This is a genomic window from Psychrobacter sp. APC 3281, assembly GCF_030407815.1.
GTDB lineage: Bacteria > Pseudomonadota > Gammaproteobacteria > Pseudomonadales > Moraxellaceae > Psychrobacter.
The window spans coordinates 158937-176253 of record NZ_JASDCS010000001.1; the positions used below are offsets into that span (position 1 = coordinate 158937).

Genomic DNA, 17317 nt, shown 5'->3' on the forward strand with positions numbered 1-17317 from the left:
AAGTTGTTTAAATTTATACTTTATTTATAAAATGCATCTTACGTATAATCACATAAAGGAGTTATGATGAAATTTTCAAGAGGATTGTTAACTTGCTTGGCAATAACAGCTGTATCTTTAAGTTCGGCAAACGCTAAAATTAATAATGGTAATGATTTTTTTAAGAACCAGCAGGTAGAGGTATTTAATCAACCTCTGGGTGATGGCGTTAAGTCAACGACTTGGTATGCTAAACCATTAAGAATACAATCACCTGAAAACAATGCTTTGAAGCCTGAAGTGATGTGGCTTCAGGTGTATTCAACCGGATATACAGGTGCCTTCAATCAGTATGTTGAAATAAACTGTAAGGAGCCAGTCAAGTCGCATATTATGACAGCTGATGGGGATAAGATTAGCTTTAAAGCGTCAATGGCTTATCCAGATGATCCTTGGGATGACAACTTTATCAATCATATAGACAGAGACGCGGTCGGAGGTATCTTCTCGTACTATTGTTCTTAAAGTATATAACTAAATATTCTATTTAAAAAGCTCTCTTATTCACTAAATAAGAGAGCTTTTATTTTCCCATTATCAAATTACTATGTGCAAATCATCCGAGCTTTTAGTCTAGCTACCTTTTTAGCAAGGGACGATTGGGACAGTGGGACAGTAGCTGTGTTTAAAGGGTTCGCAACTGTCCTAGTATTATTTAGAAGATGGGACATTAGGGACATCTTCATTAACACTTTTATTTATTTCGTAACTTAATACATTGCCTTTTATAGCATACATACGCAGTCGATTTTTTGTATTTGGCAAAGTGACCTTCAACATTTTTCTGTCTTGTTCGTTTTTATTGAGCAATCCCGCCTCATCCAATACCTTAATCACTTTTTTTAAGCTATAGGGTGAGCAAACCTCCTTTTCAAACATATTGGGGTAGAAGTAGTACTCATCAGTATCTTGCCTTCGAAAACCTACTCGGTTATTAGTTTTTTGCTCGATAGTAATTTGATCTTCATCATGCATAGGCTCACTCCATATTTGAAATCGACTAGCTCCATGCTGCTCAATAAACGCTTGAACATGCTTAATGATTTGACGTTCTTCATGCTCGCCATCACGGCCATAGTTATCAAGCCAGTTGTTAAAACACACCTTGACTGCTGCTGTAGCTTGCCCAGTTTGCCAACCAGTAATACCAGCCTGGGTTGCCATCTCCCCTGCGGCAGCTACAAGCGCAAATCTTTTAGCGACCCTGTGCGCCTGTGATGATAGATCATCGTATTGCAGCATAAAGCCTTTAATTAAACTTTTAGCTTTAGCTGTAGTTTCTGCTTTATCAATAGTAATATGTTCAAGCCAAGCAATTCCTGCTGTGCCGTGGTATTTAGAGGCGAGTTCTTTAATTTTATCTGCCTGCGCTGCACCAGAGTCTGCCATTACAAGGCTATCAAAAATTCCATTGCCTGTACTAGCATCAGCTTCGATATGAGCAATACGTACCTCGACTCCTGCAGTAACTCCTTTGGACTCATACGCAACATGTTGTTTGATTGATTGCTCACCATTAGATAGGATTATGAGGCGCCAAGTATGCGGTTTTTGATTGGTTCCAGAGACAGAACTTCGTGATTTGCTACTTCCATTAGCTAGCATGTAAGCAGTTTTGACAGCGATGCTAGGTTCGAGCTGTCCTATTTCATCTAATAGCAAAACACTATCGTTATGCTCTCTGGCTGTGCCCTCGAGTGCATTGTCCGTTTGTCTCCACGTTCTAACTATTACAGTAGGTTTTCCCCATACACTGGCGGCTAGGCACATTGTAATAGATTTACCTATACTTGATGAGCCTAGCATGTGAAATCCACCTCCATCATAGCCTAACGGCTCTAATAGTTGTCCTGCGAATGCACAGCATATTGAGAATACAAGACGGCTCTGTTCAGCAGTTAGTTTGCATATCTCATCACGCCATTGAACTAACGTACCTCTCTCAGATAGTACGTTACTAATTACATTATTAGATTGGTAGACAATAATTTCATCATCCTTGCCACCTAATGAGCGATTATGTAGTACGTATCGATCATTATGCCAGCCTAGTTTATCAACGCATAACCCCCTAATTTTAATAGGATGCTGCTGTAGATAAATATCCAAATACTGACGATGTTTAGTATTAGATGTGATAATTAAACCCTGACTGGCCAAATATTTACGATATTCGCGTGTATCGCCATGAAATGAATCCATAGCTATAGAGTGTTGATGCATTACTCCATCAGCGTCAAACCATCTAATTAATATACCCCATGCAGTGCTGTGAACATCTCGCGTTCTGGCAATAACCTCTATGGGTGAGCAAATAAAAACGGCATGCTGTCTAGGAGGTTTGGAAGAGTTTTTATCATTGAGGTGTACATAATACAAACCATCAGAACGTACTTCAAAGAATCCATTTTCGTAAATGAATCGTTCATTAAGTTCGGTTTCTGCTATAATTTCAGATGATGGCTCGTCAATGTCATCTGTATTAGTTTCTAAAAGCTGAGCATCTGGCAGGATGCTTGGCTTTTTTATTAAGTCAGCTGATTGCTCATCGACTAACTTATTAAGAGAAATCTGATCATTCTTACTCATGATTATCTCTCCCCATCATTAGAGGACGCAGAATGTTTCTCTATCCATGCGTTTATATCAGATAGACGCCAAAGGCTCGCTCGACCTATCTTTATAGGAGTTGGAAACTGACCGTTATTTATAAGGAAGTAAAGGTGTTTAGCAGAAAACCCAGTGATTCCGCGTGAGGCGGGTCTGGCCATAACTGTACGTTGCTGACCTGATTCAGTGGTGTAGGTGCGAGCTGGACGCTCAGGTTGGTTGGCAAGATCTGCCATTCTTAGATATTGATCGTTTAGCATCATTGTGGTTCACCTCGTAGCTGTTAAAGTAATGGGCGGTAATGCCCTGCTATGAAGTGAATATTAATGGGTATGGTTGTTTAGGTCATTGCAAATGCAATCTGTAATTTGCAAATGCAATTTTTTCAGTTGCAAATGTAATTTGCAATTAGTGCTACTAAAAATTTTATCTTTTGTTCGCATTTTTTAACATCTTATTAGCTTTAGCGAATAAGCCATCTATAGTTCTAGTTTTTAAGTCTTTAATACCGACGCTTTCAATGTGTTGTGTAAGTGCTGACTGTGTAGGTTCTTTCTTACCTTTATCGTTATCAGTTTGGAAGATAAAGCCAGTGATCTCTATATCTAATAATAAGTTTTTCATGACTGCTATCAAAAAGTAGGCACTGTTCCTTAGGTTCGTATCTTCGTCATCAGCTGGCTTGTCTGCTTGTTGCTTTAGCGTATTAAATTTAGAGTTCACTTGTTCTAGTTGCTTAATTTTAGCATTAGCGACTGCCAACTCTTCAATAAGCTGCTCATAGGTTATTAACAACTTTTGGTTTTCATCCAAATCGTTAATTAGATGACTTATCTTTGAAAGTTTTGAATTTTCAGTAGATAATTGCTCAGTAATCGGACTTATTTCACTTTTTTCTAAGTTTGAATTAATGAGATTTTCAACTTCTAAATATTCAAAGTAAAAATTCTTGAATAATTCGCGATCTGATGTTACCGTACCTGTTTGTTCGTCATCAAGAACACTGTAAAAGTGTCGTAGTAGGTCATCAGTATTTTTATATTTTAAGTTGTCAGTTTGGGAAACCAATGAGTAATTTAGGTTTTTTAATCTATATAGCTTAACTCTACTTAACGAAGTATTTTCAAATAGGTACTTAAGAGTAAACTTCAAAGGCTTTCCTGAGCCAATATTTTTATACAAATCATTTACATATTTAGCTACAGATATGTATTTTCTGTGCTCCTTTTCAATATAGCTTTCAATTGAATTCTCAGCATTCTTATCCGAAAAGTGCAGTATCTTACCCTCAAATGAAGAGGTGAGTATTTTTAACTCTGATTTCTTAAAGAACTGTTGTACAAACAGCCCCATATGAGATAATAACTTTTTCTTTGTGCCTTCTGATAGCTTATCTAAGCTTGAATAGTCGTGATACACCCAGTCTTCATCAACAAAAGATAGCAGAACCCTAATGACATTTAGAAACTCATATATGCACTTTTCATTTTCGAATTTATCTTCAGTAATCTTGTAATCCATGCTAATAGCATAAGAACTTACTTTTTGATGAAAGTCGTGATGCAGTAAGCAAGTGACAACGGCATATAGCGGCTCATTGTTAAGACCTGATAGATGAGCCATCAAGTCCGCAAAATTAATATAATCCTTTGTTGGCTCTAAAAGCTCATTGATTAAACTCATGACACAACCTCATACACACCTTTAAAACTAAAAAAATGCAAGGCGGTGCCAGCCTGAGGGTGTGTAAATGGCTGGCGTTTGGGTAATTAATCCTAGCCTTGCGATCCGTATCGATAACGATTAACGCTACAAATTTTGGTTTGTCAGTCCAGTACTGATAATAGTTGTTAAAGCTGCTCTGCAAGCTTCATTAGAACTTCTTGCGATACGCCCTGCGCTCGTAAACTTTTAATTAAAGTATCTTTATCATGCAAAGCTATATCAGTAGCTTGCTCATTACGGCTATCCATTTGTTTTTTGATTTCATCTGGTGTGAGTAAATCGAAGCTAACAGCCTTGCCAGCCCGCAAGTCATCTAGATGATTTGCCCATTGGTTCATCATCATCTGCCGTTCCGCTAAGTGAGCTGATAAATCATAACGCTTTTTAACGCTGGACTGTTCAAGATGAGCTAATTGTATTTCTATAAGATTTTGACTAAATTGCAACTCATATAGTCCTGTGCTTGCAAGTTGTCTGAATCCGTGACCAGTCATTTTAGGGTAGGGATCACCTGTATAGCCCATACGTTTTAATGCCTGATTGAACCAGACATCGCTATAAGGCTTACTACGCTCAAAGTTATAAAATACGTAACCCGTTTTTTCTGTCAAAGATCGCATACGCTCGATAATTGCTATCGCTTGTGGTGATAATGGAATAATATGATCTTGACGCATTTTCATCTTATGAGCGGGTATACGCCACACGTTTTTATGATAATCAATCTCCGACCATTCAAAAAACCTTAGCTCTTTCGTTCTAACAAAGCAAAGCGTCATCAGTTGCATGCCAGCAATAGTCTGTTGATGCGCATTTGGGTTGTCTGCACCGTATTGATCAATATTGCGTAGTAGCTCAGGGAATTGATGTTGCTCGATCGCTTTCATACGCTCAGGCTTATGAGGTCGTAATGCTTTGCTGCGACCATAAGCGATGTTAATAATATCGTAGCCTAATGTATTGATAGCATACTCAAAAACTGAGCTAATGAGGGCGACACATTTGTGCGACGTATCGGTCGTCCATTTGCCTCGTTCTTCAAAGTAAGTTTGGATTGCTAATCCAGTTTTTATAACGTCCTGTGCAGTTATAGAGGCAATAGGGTAGTCACCGATATGCGGTGTAATATGCTTATCTAGATAGTTGTGGAGTTTTTGAATATTCTTAGGCGTAGTGCTAGATCTTTCGTTAATATAACTCTTAGCGATAACTTTGAATAAATCTTTTTGCTCAAAGTTATTCTTTTCATGGTTTTTATGTTCAGTTGGATCAACGCCATCACTAAGAAGTGCCTGAGCCTTATCACGTGCCAGTCTTGCTTCTTTTAGCGACACCTCTGGTTTAAAGGTAGAATCAATAGCTTGTTTGGCTGGCTTATAGATTCCTATTTGATAAGTTTTTTGCTTTGGTTTAAGATCTTTGTCAGATTGATAGCGGTAGGTCATCTGCCAAAACAATGAGCCATTTGGATGTTGTATCAGATATAGGTTGTTGCCATCACCATGGCGCGTGACTTTAGTAGGTGTGGATTGTTTGGCGATTGCTTTCACGCCAGCGTCAGTTAATCGGTAGTCCGTTTTTCTCGTCATGGCTTATACCTCAAGGTGTCGAGAGGTTTAACAACAACCTCACTGCATAATTAACAACAAAAAATGGCGTTGTATATTATTTAACAACTCATTTAACAACATTGTAGAGGTGCTAGTAGGTAATGACAAGTGTTTAATAAAGACTAACAACTAGGTATGATAGGTGTTTAAAGGGCTTGAGGTAATGCAAGGTTATGTCTAAATACAATGATTGGTGCGCCCACCAAGACTCGAACTCGGATCGATCGCTTAGGAGGCAACTGCTCTATCCTGTTGAGCTATAGGCGCATTATGGAGTGACATTGTAGAAAAAAGCAGTCATAAAAGCAATCAACAAAAGATAAATAAAGACAATTTATCCTTACTCACCATTGCTAAGCGCGTCAGTGACATCTACAGCATGATCACCTGATGCATTTTTTGCCTGTGAGGTTGGTTTAAATAAGTCATTTACACTGTTCTTATAACCACTAATATTCTCATAATCATATTTTTTTAGTATATCTTGACCTGTGCTCGATAGTAAAAAATTACGGAAGCTAATAGCAGTTGTATCGTCTGTCAGGATGACGCCTTCAAGCGCTTGTTCATCTTTTAGCGCATAGTTAAAGGGGTTTAGAGTGCGTATCTTTTTATCTTTATCATGCGTACTATTATCGCTATTTTTATCAGAAGCGTCATTTATACCAGAACCCTCAGTACTCTTCTGACTTTGACCATTTCTATCTTGTGCCTGTTGCAATTCTGACTGTAGGAGTGATACCCGTTCTGTAGATAGGCTATCGTCATTGGTAATAATCATATCTGTATCAAAGACAAAGTCAGAGAGTTTGTCTTTGGTAGAACCACTACTTGGTACTGTGAGAAGGTCGTTAGAGGAGACATAGCTCGCTAGCACTTGCACATGCGGATAACGAGATTCAAAACTCACAATGATATCGTCCAAAGGTATCTGTAACTTTTCCTCTGCCCGAATGTATAAAACACTGTCAGCAATCTCTCTTGATTTATCATCTTTCATACTAGAATCTGCTTCACTTTCACTTGCCATGATTGGCAATGGGTCTGTGTTTTTGCGATTACTGGTCCACAACCAAATGAAGACCGCGATAAAGATTGTGAGCAGTAGCAAGATTAGCCCAGCCAGCAGTAGTTTGTAGTCTTTCATATATTACTGCTCTTTTATTATTAGTTGATTCATAGCAACGTTTATATACAGGGTGGTATCTAGCTTTTAAAGCTTTTGTTCTAGTACTTCATCGGTTAATTCAGCCAACATGTCTGCAAAGATGTCTGTATCTGCAGAAGGGGTGGATACTTGTTCTTCATTAACTTTACCACTTTCATCAGTATGACCACTGGTTTGGCGATTTATTAGAGAATCAGGTTGGTCGTTCAATACCTTGGCAACAGGTGTAGTATTTTGATGCGCTGCCAACGGCGATTCACCGGTTAACAATCTGTCTTTTAACCATCTAAACCCATGTGCCTCCCACCATGCTTCGAAACGTGGCAACGTGCTACCACGTACCGCTACAGGTAGATCTAACGTTCTCAATTTCTGCGCAAGTACAGGGTCGCTGATAGCTTGATGAATGCTCAAATACAGTGAGCGGCTATCATCTGTATAGGGTCGTCTGTTTTGCCATGATCTGTCATCGATTTTCATACGTGGCAGTTGCCACAACTCACCGCGATAATACACGACGTATAAGCGTTGTTTTGGATGGACAAAAATGGCATCAATGGGACGCAATGGCATAATATTAAGTAATCCCGTCAATAGAAAGTATTATTTAGATACAGGTTGTAAAGGCCAATTTAAAAACCTCAATGAAATTACTTCATAGTAAATATGAATGATAGTATAAAACGACACTAAATGTCGCAAGCTTATTATAATATCGGCATCTACACTAGTAAACGATAACCATCAATGGCACACTGATAGCAAATTTGGCAAGTCAACATTATCACTGGATATGTAGAATTTGCTACTATGATTGTTTTTATTTATGGCCCTCATGCTAGCAGAAATGCATCATAGTAACGACCATCAAACATGGATTGATGAGTATCGATTTTTGTTTTGTCTGAACGTTTTATAGCGTTTTTGACATTGGATACAGACATCTCATCTATAAGTGAAGCCTTTTTTATTAATCCTAATACCTCACCTTTATTGTAATCAGATTATTGTCTATGTTCACTATTATTCAGTCGCACCGTACCGAAAACCTCGTTGATCAATTGCTTGTACAATACCAGTCCAAGAATCAGCCGGTTTTTGAACCCTTTATTGTCATTGTGCCATCAATGGTATTGGGCGATTGGTTGGATAAAACTATTGCTAGCCGTGCTGGTATTAGTACCTTGGTGCGTACTAAATTTTGGGGTCAGTATCAATGGACGCTGATGCAAGATGTATTAACCCGCCATAATGCATACTTACTGGCGCAAAGCCCTGAAGCGACAACTCTAAATGTACCCGAAGTGGCGGTGTTATCACCGACAGTAATGCAGTGGCGATTGTTTGGATATTTGACTTATTATCAAGAGTCGATCGTTGCAGATGAAAAGCATCCAGTTCATCCGTTGTTAGCGTCTTTGATTGATGACCCACAGGCAAGCGCTCAACAAGACAGCTTACAACAGGATAAGGCGCAACAAGATGCTCGTATTTGGCAGCTGGCAAGCGATTTAGCTAGGGTGTTTAACCGTTATTTGACTCACCGTGAGGATTGGTTGGCATTATGGTCGCACAACGAGCCGTTGAACGTAAGTGAGTTGATAGCGGATAAAGACGCCTTATCCCTACGCTTTGATAAGTATGCGCGCGGCACGCCTGAGTGGTTGGTCGACCATTATGTTGAGTTAGAAATCGCCCAACGATTCTTGTGGTCGCATTTGTTTGCCGATGTCCATCTACACCGTGTAGCACTAGAGCGTGCGTTCTGGTCAGCTTTAAAAGGCAACAAGGCGAATGAGCGTGATCAGTTACCCAAAGTATTGCGTATATTTACTATTCAGCAACTGCCACAGACCGAGCTCGACTCTCTACAGAGTCTGTCGCAATACATGAATATCACGCTATTGCATTACAATCCATCAAAGCTGTTTTGGGCAGATATCGTTGATAAATCATGGTTACAACGCCAGCAGATTATCAACCCTGAGAGTGTGTTTTTGCGTGATTATGGTCACAGCTTGCTATCGCGTTTGGGCAAGCAGTCGCGCGATGCGTTTGCGATGCTTGCCAACTTGTCAGGTAATGAGCAATACGACGATGCGTTAGTCGAATGGCAAGATAACTTTGATAATGTGCTCGGTCATTACGATTATGAAAGTATAGATGCTGCTGATGACGCTGTCAGTACTCAAGATACGCAAGGTAACCTAAGCTTATTAAAACGTTTGCAAAATGACGTATTGATGCTTGATGAGCAATCTACTCAGCAAGCAACGGCTGCTACAGTCTCACAAGCAGTAAGCAAGCAACTAGAGCCGAGCTTTGATGAAGATAAGCCAGAAACGGCTTGGTATGAAGATGAAGCGTTAGAGAACAAGCGTTTTGAGAAAGACCGTTTTTGGGCAATCTCTTCCCAAGATAATAGCCTAAGCATTCATTCGTGTCATAGTTTGCAACGCCAGCTTGAAGTGTTGCGTATTATGATTGGCCGTTGGTTGAATGAACCTATCAAACTAGGTGAAAAGAAACGCCATATCTCCGACATTGTTGTGCTACTACCTGATGTTGAACGTCATCATGCACTGATTGGCTCTATCTTCGTCAATGGTAAGGGTCAAGACGGTTTGACTTTGCCTGCTAAAGTGACTGGTGTTGTTGACGCCGATATTCGCCAGTTGTGGGAAGCGATTATCGGTTTTTACAAACTATTGGGTAGCCATAGTGCCCGTTTTGAAGCAGCTGAAGTCTTAGACTGGTTGATGTTACCGCCCTTGTTTGAAAGCTTTGGACTGACTCATGAGCAAATGAGCCGTGGCTGTGATTTATTGGTAGAGGCGGGCTTTATTCGCGGTTTTGACGAGCTGCATCTTAAGCAAACTTTAGACAGTAATGACTACGACTATCGCTTCAGCTTTGCACAGGCACTAGACAGATTAACTTTAGGTCTGGTCATGCCAGAGGCTGAGTTGAGCGACTGCTTATATGATCTAAATGACGATGAATGGCCAAGTACAGCTTTACCAGAAATGACCTTGCCGTTACCACAAGTGAGCCTAAATGATGCGTTGATTGTTGAAGCGCTTTGCCGAATTTATACTGGTTTGGTTGCACGACGTGATGATCATACACAAAAAATGAAAGCGGAAGACTGGCTCGATCAGATTGAGACACAAGTTATCCATTGCTACTTTGGTGATGTGGATCAAACGCGTACCATGCGCGCCATCTACAACGCGATGAATGGCTTTAAATCAAGTCTGCGAGCCAATCGTCACTATAGGCAGTACGCTAGTGGTGATATCGATAACAGAGAAGTAGAGCAGAGGCTGGCAGGTGTGGAGCAATTGCCACTCAAGCTGAGCTTTATGCTAGACAGTATCGAAAACGAGCTTGAAAGTCAGCAAGTCAGTGCGGAGCCGACGGGGGTGATTACCTTTGGTCGATTCGGTGCACTAAGAAACGTGCCGTTTGAGCTGGTGGTGATGCTCAATATGGATCTCTCTGAGTTTCCGGGGCGTGACCGAGATAACCGCTATGATTTGATGAAAGCGACCAATGCACGCCGCGGTGACAGAGTTAGTGAAGATGATGACAACGGTGCATTTTTAGATGCGCTACTGTGCGCGCGCAGTGCATGCTGGATGTTCTACAACGGCCAAAGCTTGATGGATACCCATGAGCATTTGCCAGCCAACCCAGTGAGCGAGCTATTGCAGTTTTTGCAAGGCGAGGTGCAATGGCAGGTAAACTCGCTTGAGACATTACCTAAGGATATTGATCCCACCACCGAAAGCCTCAAGCGTTACTTACCTAAATTGATTAAGCAGTGGTTGGTGACTGAGCATCCTGCATTGCCTTTCCATGAGAGTCTATTTGAGACAGAAATTGAAGGCACTGATGTTTCTGAGCAAGCGTCTCCTGATATTGTTGACAATGCTAATGCCAACATTAATATCAATGCTCAAGATACCAGTCCTGTCGATATGATTGATGAGCTGGATACTTTATTAAATACAGCCATGCGCAAAACCAAGCTGGCTCAGAAAAAGCAATTTCCGCCTGCGCCGCTTTGGCAAGCGGTGTTTGACACATTAAAAGGTCGAGTATCTAGTGAGCATAAAGAGTTGGTGGGCTTACCCACGAAGGCGCAGTATGAGTCAATCGCTCAGGTGTTGGGTCAAGGCTTAGGTCAGCTAGGTCAAGTAGACAATCAAACCTTGTCTGCATTGGTCAAACTATTGGCGCTAGATACAGCTGTTGATGCTACTAGCGATGTCAGTAGCATGACAGAGGTGATCATCCAAAATTTATCTGATAGCGTATTTAACATCGGAGAGATAGATATTGAAGGGGCATTGGCTTACCAAGTGCGCCATCCTGCCAAAGCATTCTTACGGTCTCAAAAGGTGCATGTAGTACAAGGTGAAGAAGCATTGTCGCAACAAGAGCCGCTCTTCTTAGACAGTCTGACTACTTATCAAATCAAAGATCATTTGATTAAACAGTTGGTTACTGATGAGAATAAGAAGACTGATAATGATGCAGCGGCTGAAACTACCACTCCAATTCTGATGTATCAAAAAATTATGCCTGCTGGTGTCGCTCGCCAGACCACGCTACCCAATCAACAAAAGAAATTACAACAGCAATGTTTAGAGTTTAAAGAGCAGTTGACTGCTAATGGCTTTGACGAAAGCAGTATTCTCAACGAGAGTAAGGCAGATAGCAGCAGTGTATTACAGCTACTGACGCCAACTGCCGAGCATCCCGTTCAGATAGAGCTAAAAAATATACTGAATAACACTGATAATGATTCAAAAGACCAGACAGATATAGAGGGTATAGAAACACTGCTTAAGCTGCTGCCGAAAATCATTAAGATCAAAGGTTCAGTACCAATATTAGCACCCATATCAATTATTCAGGCGGGCGTGCCTTATGCTCAGCAATCACCCAAGCAGTGGTTAAACATATTGCCCAATTCTGCCAGTCCTAGGCATTTACTTAAGTTTTGGTTGTCACATTTGTATTGGCAAGTGGCTAGACGTACCACTGCCGAGCAAGTAGCCTCAAATAATGGCGTGAGTATTTGGCGTTTTAATAAGCCTAGCTCACAAGTCAAAAAGTATGACAAAGTGATCGCATTTAAATTAAGCCCGATCGTGTATGAAGATGCAGTCATTGAACTGATAAAATGGGCTGTTTTTGGCAAATTAACGGGTCAAGTGCCTATTACATTACTGCCAGAATATGCACTGAATTACCTTGATAAGTATCTAACCGCTGAAGAAGGTGACAGCAACCGCTACTGGCCAAAACGAGCCGACTTCTCAGACTGGTTAAGACCCAACTACAACTCAGACACGGTATACGATACTTGCTCGCAGCATGCTATTTGGCAGTACGTGCTACGTGACCAAGATGCGTTTAAGGCGTTATCATCAGCGTTGACTACATTAGCCCAGCCATTATACGCGCCGATGTTTAGTGCGTTAACTAACTTAGATGGCTAATCATTTAGAATAGTTTCTTTTTGCTATTTTGTTCTAATAAATAATAATTAAAAGTATGCGCCCATATGACAGACCTTAGCGATCCAACCAATACCATTGACTTGTCTACACAACCGAATTTATTTGATGAATATTCAGATGAGCTGCCTTCGTCTGCTGTGTCTGAACGTGAAAATGATGTCATACCGGCAGTTGATGTTGATCTAACGGGTAAACACCTGATTGAAGCCTCAGCGGGCACGGGTAAGACTTGGACGTTGACCGGTATTGTACTACGCCTACTGATCGAAGCGCGACGTGCGCCAGAGCAGATCATTGCCACGACTTTTACTCGAGCTGCCGCTGCCGAAATGCGTCAGCGTATCCATGATCGTTTGGTAGATTTTTATCAGTTATTACAATGGGTCAATAGCCTAAGTGCTGATACTAGCAATAAAGAGAGTCTCTATCCCAACATACTGCAAGTTATGCCTGAGGGTAATAAAGACGCACAAGCAGGCAGTAATTCAGACGTAGACGCAAACGTTGAGACAGGCATTGACGATTTAAATCAAGACCTTGCTGCTGATAAGCAAGTGGCGGCTGAGCAACGTAAACAAGCAAAGAAAGACCGCGAAGATTGGTTGGTTAATCAGGCCAAATATGTGCGTTTAGATGGCATCATGCAAGATCCTATTAACTTGCATCTTGTCGGTTATTTGCTCGATCACGTGTACAGTTACCCAATGGCAGAAGCTATTAGACGTACCGCATTGGTACTAACTACCCTAGACAAGCTATTTGTAGGTACGCTCGATAGCTTGGCGCAAAAATGGCTGACGGAGTACAGTAGCGAGACTGGTCACCAGCAGGGCATGGGCATTATTGAAGACAGCAGTATTGAACAAGTTACCGATAGCATTGTTCATGATGAGCTGCGTCAGTTTCAGAGCCGTTTGTATTATGAGCAGCCCAAACTTTACGCGCTAATGGATCAGCAAGGTAAGCTGACTGCAGTTGGCGATCATAAGAAATATGTGACTCGATCGCTTAATTTTATCTCTGCGCCAATTGATGAGATAAGGCATGAGAAAAGCTTTGATTTTGATGCATACGAAAAGCTAATCAATGAGTTTTCTCAGTTAGATTTAGCAGATATCCAGCCTTATTTAAATCCTGATTATAGAAAGTCTCAAGGGTTTCGTGGTGGTTCTAATTTAACCAAACAGTTTGATGCCATTATTGATGTGCATCAAAAGATATCAGAATATCAGCTGACATTTAATAGCTATTTAAATGAGAGCGAGAATAAGATTTTAACATCATTGCAAGACGCCAGATATCCAGATGAAGATGGCAAAATCAAGAACTTTAATAAGAATAAAGAAAAAGAGCATCAGACGCTTTTTGAGCTAGAGACCATTAGCAAGTTAATGGCTCTCTTAGACATGCTAGACAGTTTAAATCAGCATATTTTGTTGGTATTGGCCAATCTTAACCGTCATATTGTGCTAGCTGTGCGTAATAGACTACCAGTAATTTTAGAAGAGCGCGGCGAGACGACCTTTAGTTTGCAGATGGTACGCCTAAACCAAGCGCTAACTGGTCGCCAAGGAGATAAGCTGGCGCGTTATATTCGTCATCATTATCCAGTGGCATTGATTGACGAGTCGCAAGATATCAATGGAGAGCAAGCCATTATGATTGAAAGCATTTATTTACCAAAGAATAAGCGTAAACAGTCGGACAATGATAAGCAATCAACCAATAAGAAAACCAATCATGAGTTTCTGCTATTGGTTGGTGATCCCAAACAGGCTATTTATGGGTTTCGCGGTGGCGATGTGGCCAACTACAACTATATGAAAGCCCAGTTTGACAAGAGTACGCTTTGGACACTTGATATCAATCGCCGTTCAAATGCCGGTGTGATTAACGCATTGAACTGCTGGTTTGGCATGGCTGATGCAGCAACTGCTGAGAATAAGCTGTCGCAGTTAGGTACTGGGATTCATTACCAATATATCAAAGCAGCAAAACCGGAATATGAGCTGTCTTGGTTTAATGCGTCAGATAGTCTGGATGATGTGCTGGTGACAGAGGTGCTTTCTGCTCAGCCAGTGAGCTTATTGCACCTGCCTTATGACAAGGACAAAGAGTTTGATTATGATGAACATGAAATAACAGCTCGCCATATAGCCACTTTGCTTAATAGTGGTCAGACACTTAAAGGTAAGCCAATTCAGCCGGGTGATATTGGGGTGCTGGCACGTGCCAAAAAAGATCTGAAAAGGGTTGAAGATGAGTTAGTAAAACTTAATGTGCCGACCTTGACCACCAGTGATGTCAGTATCTTTGAGACTATCATGGCAGAAGATGTGGCAGCATTACTGAGTGCCATGCTATATCCATATCGTCATGACATGATTAATCGGGTATTGACCAGTCACCTATATGGGCTGAGTATTAAAAACATCAAAGCCATGATGACGGACCATGAGTCAGGCGTTACTGAGGGCAGCAGTACACCAAGCGCCCATTCAAATAAGTCTAATTCGAAAGACCACCCAGCCAATGAAGCTACTGATATTAAAAAGAGCTATCAAGACTTTATTACCTATCTAAAAGAAGGGGCACAGCGTTGGCAGCACTTTGGCATCTTATCGGCGCTACATTATTTATTAGATAAAAGCCCTGTGCAGCCGCAAGGCGTTTGGCAAGCCCTAGCTGCTCATCCAGAAGGCGATCGCCATATCATGGACTTGCGTCATGTGATGGATATCTTGGCGCAGTATGGTTTAGGAATGGGTGAGTATGAGTTGTTGGCGTGGTTCAGACAGCAGATAGATACAGCACCCAACAGTGATTGGGCTAAGCAATATCCGCTACCGACAGAATCTGGCGTGCAACTGATGACCATTCATAAGTCAAAAGGGCTTGAGTTCCCTATTGTCTATGTATTGGGAATGGGTGATGCCAGTAGGAAGTCTGGCAATAAGGAAGACTATGGGCTGTATTTATATAACGCACAACAAGCGCCTTCAGCGCTAGTGCGGCAGCCGATAGAAGTACAGCAGTCGACAGATAATCAATCGGGTAATCAGCGCCGCTTCTCACCATTGCAAGGCTCTGCCACGGATGAGGGTTACTATACGGATATCGAGACACAAGAAGGTTTTGATGAGATAAGACGGCTTGGCTATGTGGCATTTACTCGAGCCAGTGAGCAGCTTTATGTGGTGCTGCGAGATCCGAGTAACAAGACAGGATTTGAGCTAAAGCCAGTGTTCTATTGGTTTGAATCGCCAGAAGCAAAATTTGAGCTGCCGGATAGGCTCAAAGGTATCGTAGGCATGCTTAGAGGTCATAAGGTTAATGAGTTCTATGACAATAATTACGCAAGCAATGATGCTAACTCAGCAGGTATAAATGATAATGTTCAGATGACTGCTACCAAGTCAAATGCTCATAAGCCTACGACAGAGGCTATTGAATACGCACCCTTTGCCGAGGTTATGAAAACCAATTATTTTTATGGCTGGGCCAAGACCAGTTTTACCGCCTTAGCGCGTCAGCTAGATGAATCTACACAAGCAATGGCGATAGTGGATGAGCGTATTGATGATGCGATAGATATTGATATGACAGAGTCTTCTGTTTCAGACCTTTCTTCACTGAATAGCAAAGAGTCTCTCGAACAAGACAGTGAACTAAGCCTCAAGGTAGAAGATGATATCCGCTTTACCTTTGTAAAAGGTGCCAATGCCGGTACGTTTTTGCATGAGATATTTGAACAAATAGACTTTAACAATAAAGCCCAGTGGCCTCAGGTTATTGATAGAGCGATTAGTAGCTATCAGTTGCCGCTGATATATAGCAGTGCGGAACAGCAGAGCCGCAGATCACAAGGCAAAAAACAAAGAAATAGTGATGGGTTTGATCTTGAGTCAATAGATACAACCAAGCATGAGGCATTAGTTAATTGGATTGAAGAGGTGCTGCATGCGCCACTGTTGGCTTCCAATCAACCCTTGATTACTCTTGATAAAGGTAAGCGATTTGCCGAGTTAGAGTTCAACATGGGATTGTCAGAGAATTTTAAAGCACAGGATATTAGTAAGCTTTTTCAACGGTATTTACCTGACGAGACAGATAAACACGTTACTCTAGTGCCACAAAATAAAGCACATCTATATCGTTATTTGCGTGGTGAGATTGACTTGGTGTATGAGCATGCTGGCAAGTATTATGTGGTCGATTATAAGAGTAACTTTCTAGGAAATAGCCTAAGCGATTACAATGAAGATACCCTCAAGAAAGCAATGTCTAAAGCGGGGTACTGGCTACAAGCAGCAATCTATCAGGTAGCATTGCATCGGTTCCTTGCTATGAGAATCAGTGATTATACGGGTAACGAAGATAAGTACTTAGGCGCTGTAGAGTACGTGTTTTTACGCGGTGTGTATGATCCTAGTGCTCAGACAGTTACTACATCTGTGTCGCAAGATAAGGTTCAGTCTAAGCAAGATAGCTTGAGCGATAAAAGTTGCTATGGACTGGTTACTTGGGATATTCCCATCGACTTTATTAAAGGTTTAGATGCCTTGTTTGGCCTGCCGGATTAATAAACTTTGTATAGCAATTAGATAGATAAAAATTGTTATAGCAGTTAA

At 41.1% G+C, this 17317-nt stretch carries 9 protein-coding genes and 1 tRNA gene; 3 read left to right on the top strand and 7 right to left on the bottom strand.

The features are described from left to right. Positions 1 to 63: 63 nt before the first annotated feature. Positions 64 to 504 carry a hypothetical protein gene (locus tag QL886_RS00680; RefSeq protein WP_290177314.1) on the top strand — a complete coding sequence of 147 codons (441 nt, stop codon included), beginning with the start codon at positions 64 to 66 and terminating at the stop codon, positions 502 to 504. 186 nt (positions 505 to 690) lie between these two features. Here the strand turns inward: QL886_RS00680 and QL886_RS00685 are convergent, their stop codons facing one another. The 7 genes from QL886_RS00685 to QL886_RS00715 form a co-directional block, all read right to left on the bottom strand. Then, positions 691 to 2628: a DUF927 domain-containing protein gene (locus QL886_RS00685; protein WP_290177315.1), complete on the bottom strand. Its 1938-nt coding sequence runs from the start codon at positions 2626 to 2628 to the stop codon at positions 691 to 693. A 2-nt stretch (positions 2629 to 2630) separates the two neighbouring features. Further along, positions 2631 to 2912 carry an AlpA family phage regulatory protein gene (locus QL886_RS00690; RefSeq protein WP_290177316.1) on the bottom strand — a complete coding sequence of 94 codons (282 nt, stop codon included), beginning with the start codon at positions 2910 to 2912 and terminating at the stop codon, positions 2631 to 2633. Between the two features lie 163 nt (positions 2913 to 3075). After that, positions 3076 to 4332, bottom strand: coding sequence for a hypothetical protein (locus QL886_RS00695; RefSeq protein WP_290177317.1), 1257 nt, complete (start codon positions 4330 to 4332; stop codon positions 3076 to 3078). A 167-nt stretch (positions 4333 to 4499) separates the two neighbouring features. Continuing rightward, on the bottom strand, positions 4500 to 5963 hold the full coding sequence (locus tag QL886_RS00700; RefSeq protein ID WP_290177318.1) for a tyrosine-type recombinase/integrase: 1464 nt from the start codon (positions 5961 to 5963) through the stop codon (positions 4500 to 4502). A gap of 212 nt (positions 5964 to 6175) precedes the next feature. Next, a tRNA-Arg gene (locus QL886_RS00705) sits at positions 6176 to 6251 on the bottom strand. Positions 6252 to 6324: 73 nt separating this feature from the next. Then, positions 6325 to 7131 (bottom strand): hypothetical protein, encoded by an 807-nt coding sequence (locus QL886_RS00710; RefSeq protein WP_290177319.1) that lies wholly within the window; start codon positions 7129 to 7131, stop codon positions 6325 to 6327. Positions 7132 to 7197: 66 nt separating this feature from the next. Beyond that, the gene (locus tag QL886_RS00715) at positions 7198 to 7725 is read right to left on the bottom strand and encodes a hypothetical protein (protein WP_290177320.1); all 528 of its coding nucleotides are present in this window, start codon (positions 7723 to 7725) and stop codon (positions 7198 to 7200) included. A 440-nt stretch (positions 7726 to 8165) separates the two neighbouring features. Here QL886_RS00715 and QL886_RS00720 point away from each other — a divergent pair, with 440 nt between their 5' ends. Both QL886_RS00720 and QL886_RS00725 read left to right on the top strand, forming a co-directional pair. Beyond that, positions 8166 to 12665, top strand: coding sequence for an exodeoxyribonuclease V subunit gamma (locus tag QL886_RS00720; protein ID WP_290177321.1), 4500 nt, complete (start codon positions 8166 to 8168; stop codon positions 12663 to 12665). Between the two features lie 65 nt (positions 12666 to 12730). Continuing rightward, positions 12731 to 17269: a UvrD-helicase domain-containing protein gene (locus tag QL886_RS00725; protein WP_290177322.1), complete on the top strand. Its 4539-nt coding sequence runs from the start codon at positions 12731 to 12733 to the stop codon at positions 17267 to 17269. Positions 17270 to 17317 lie beyond the last annotated feature (48 nt).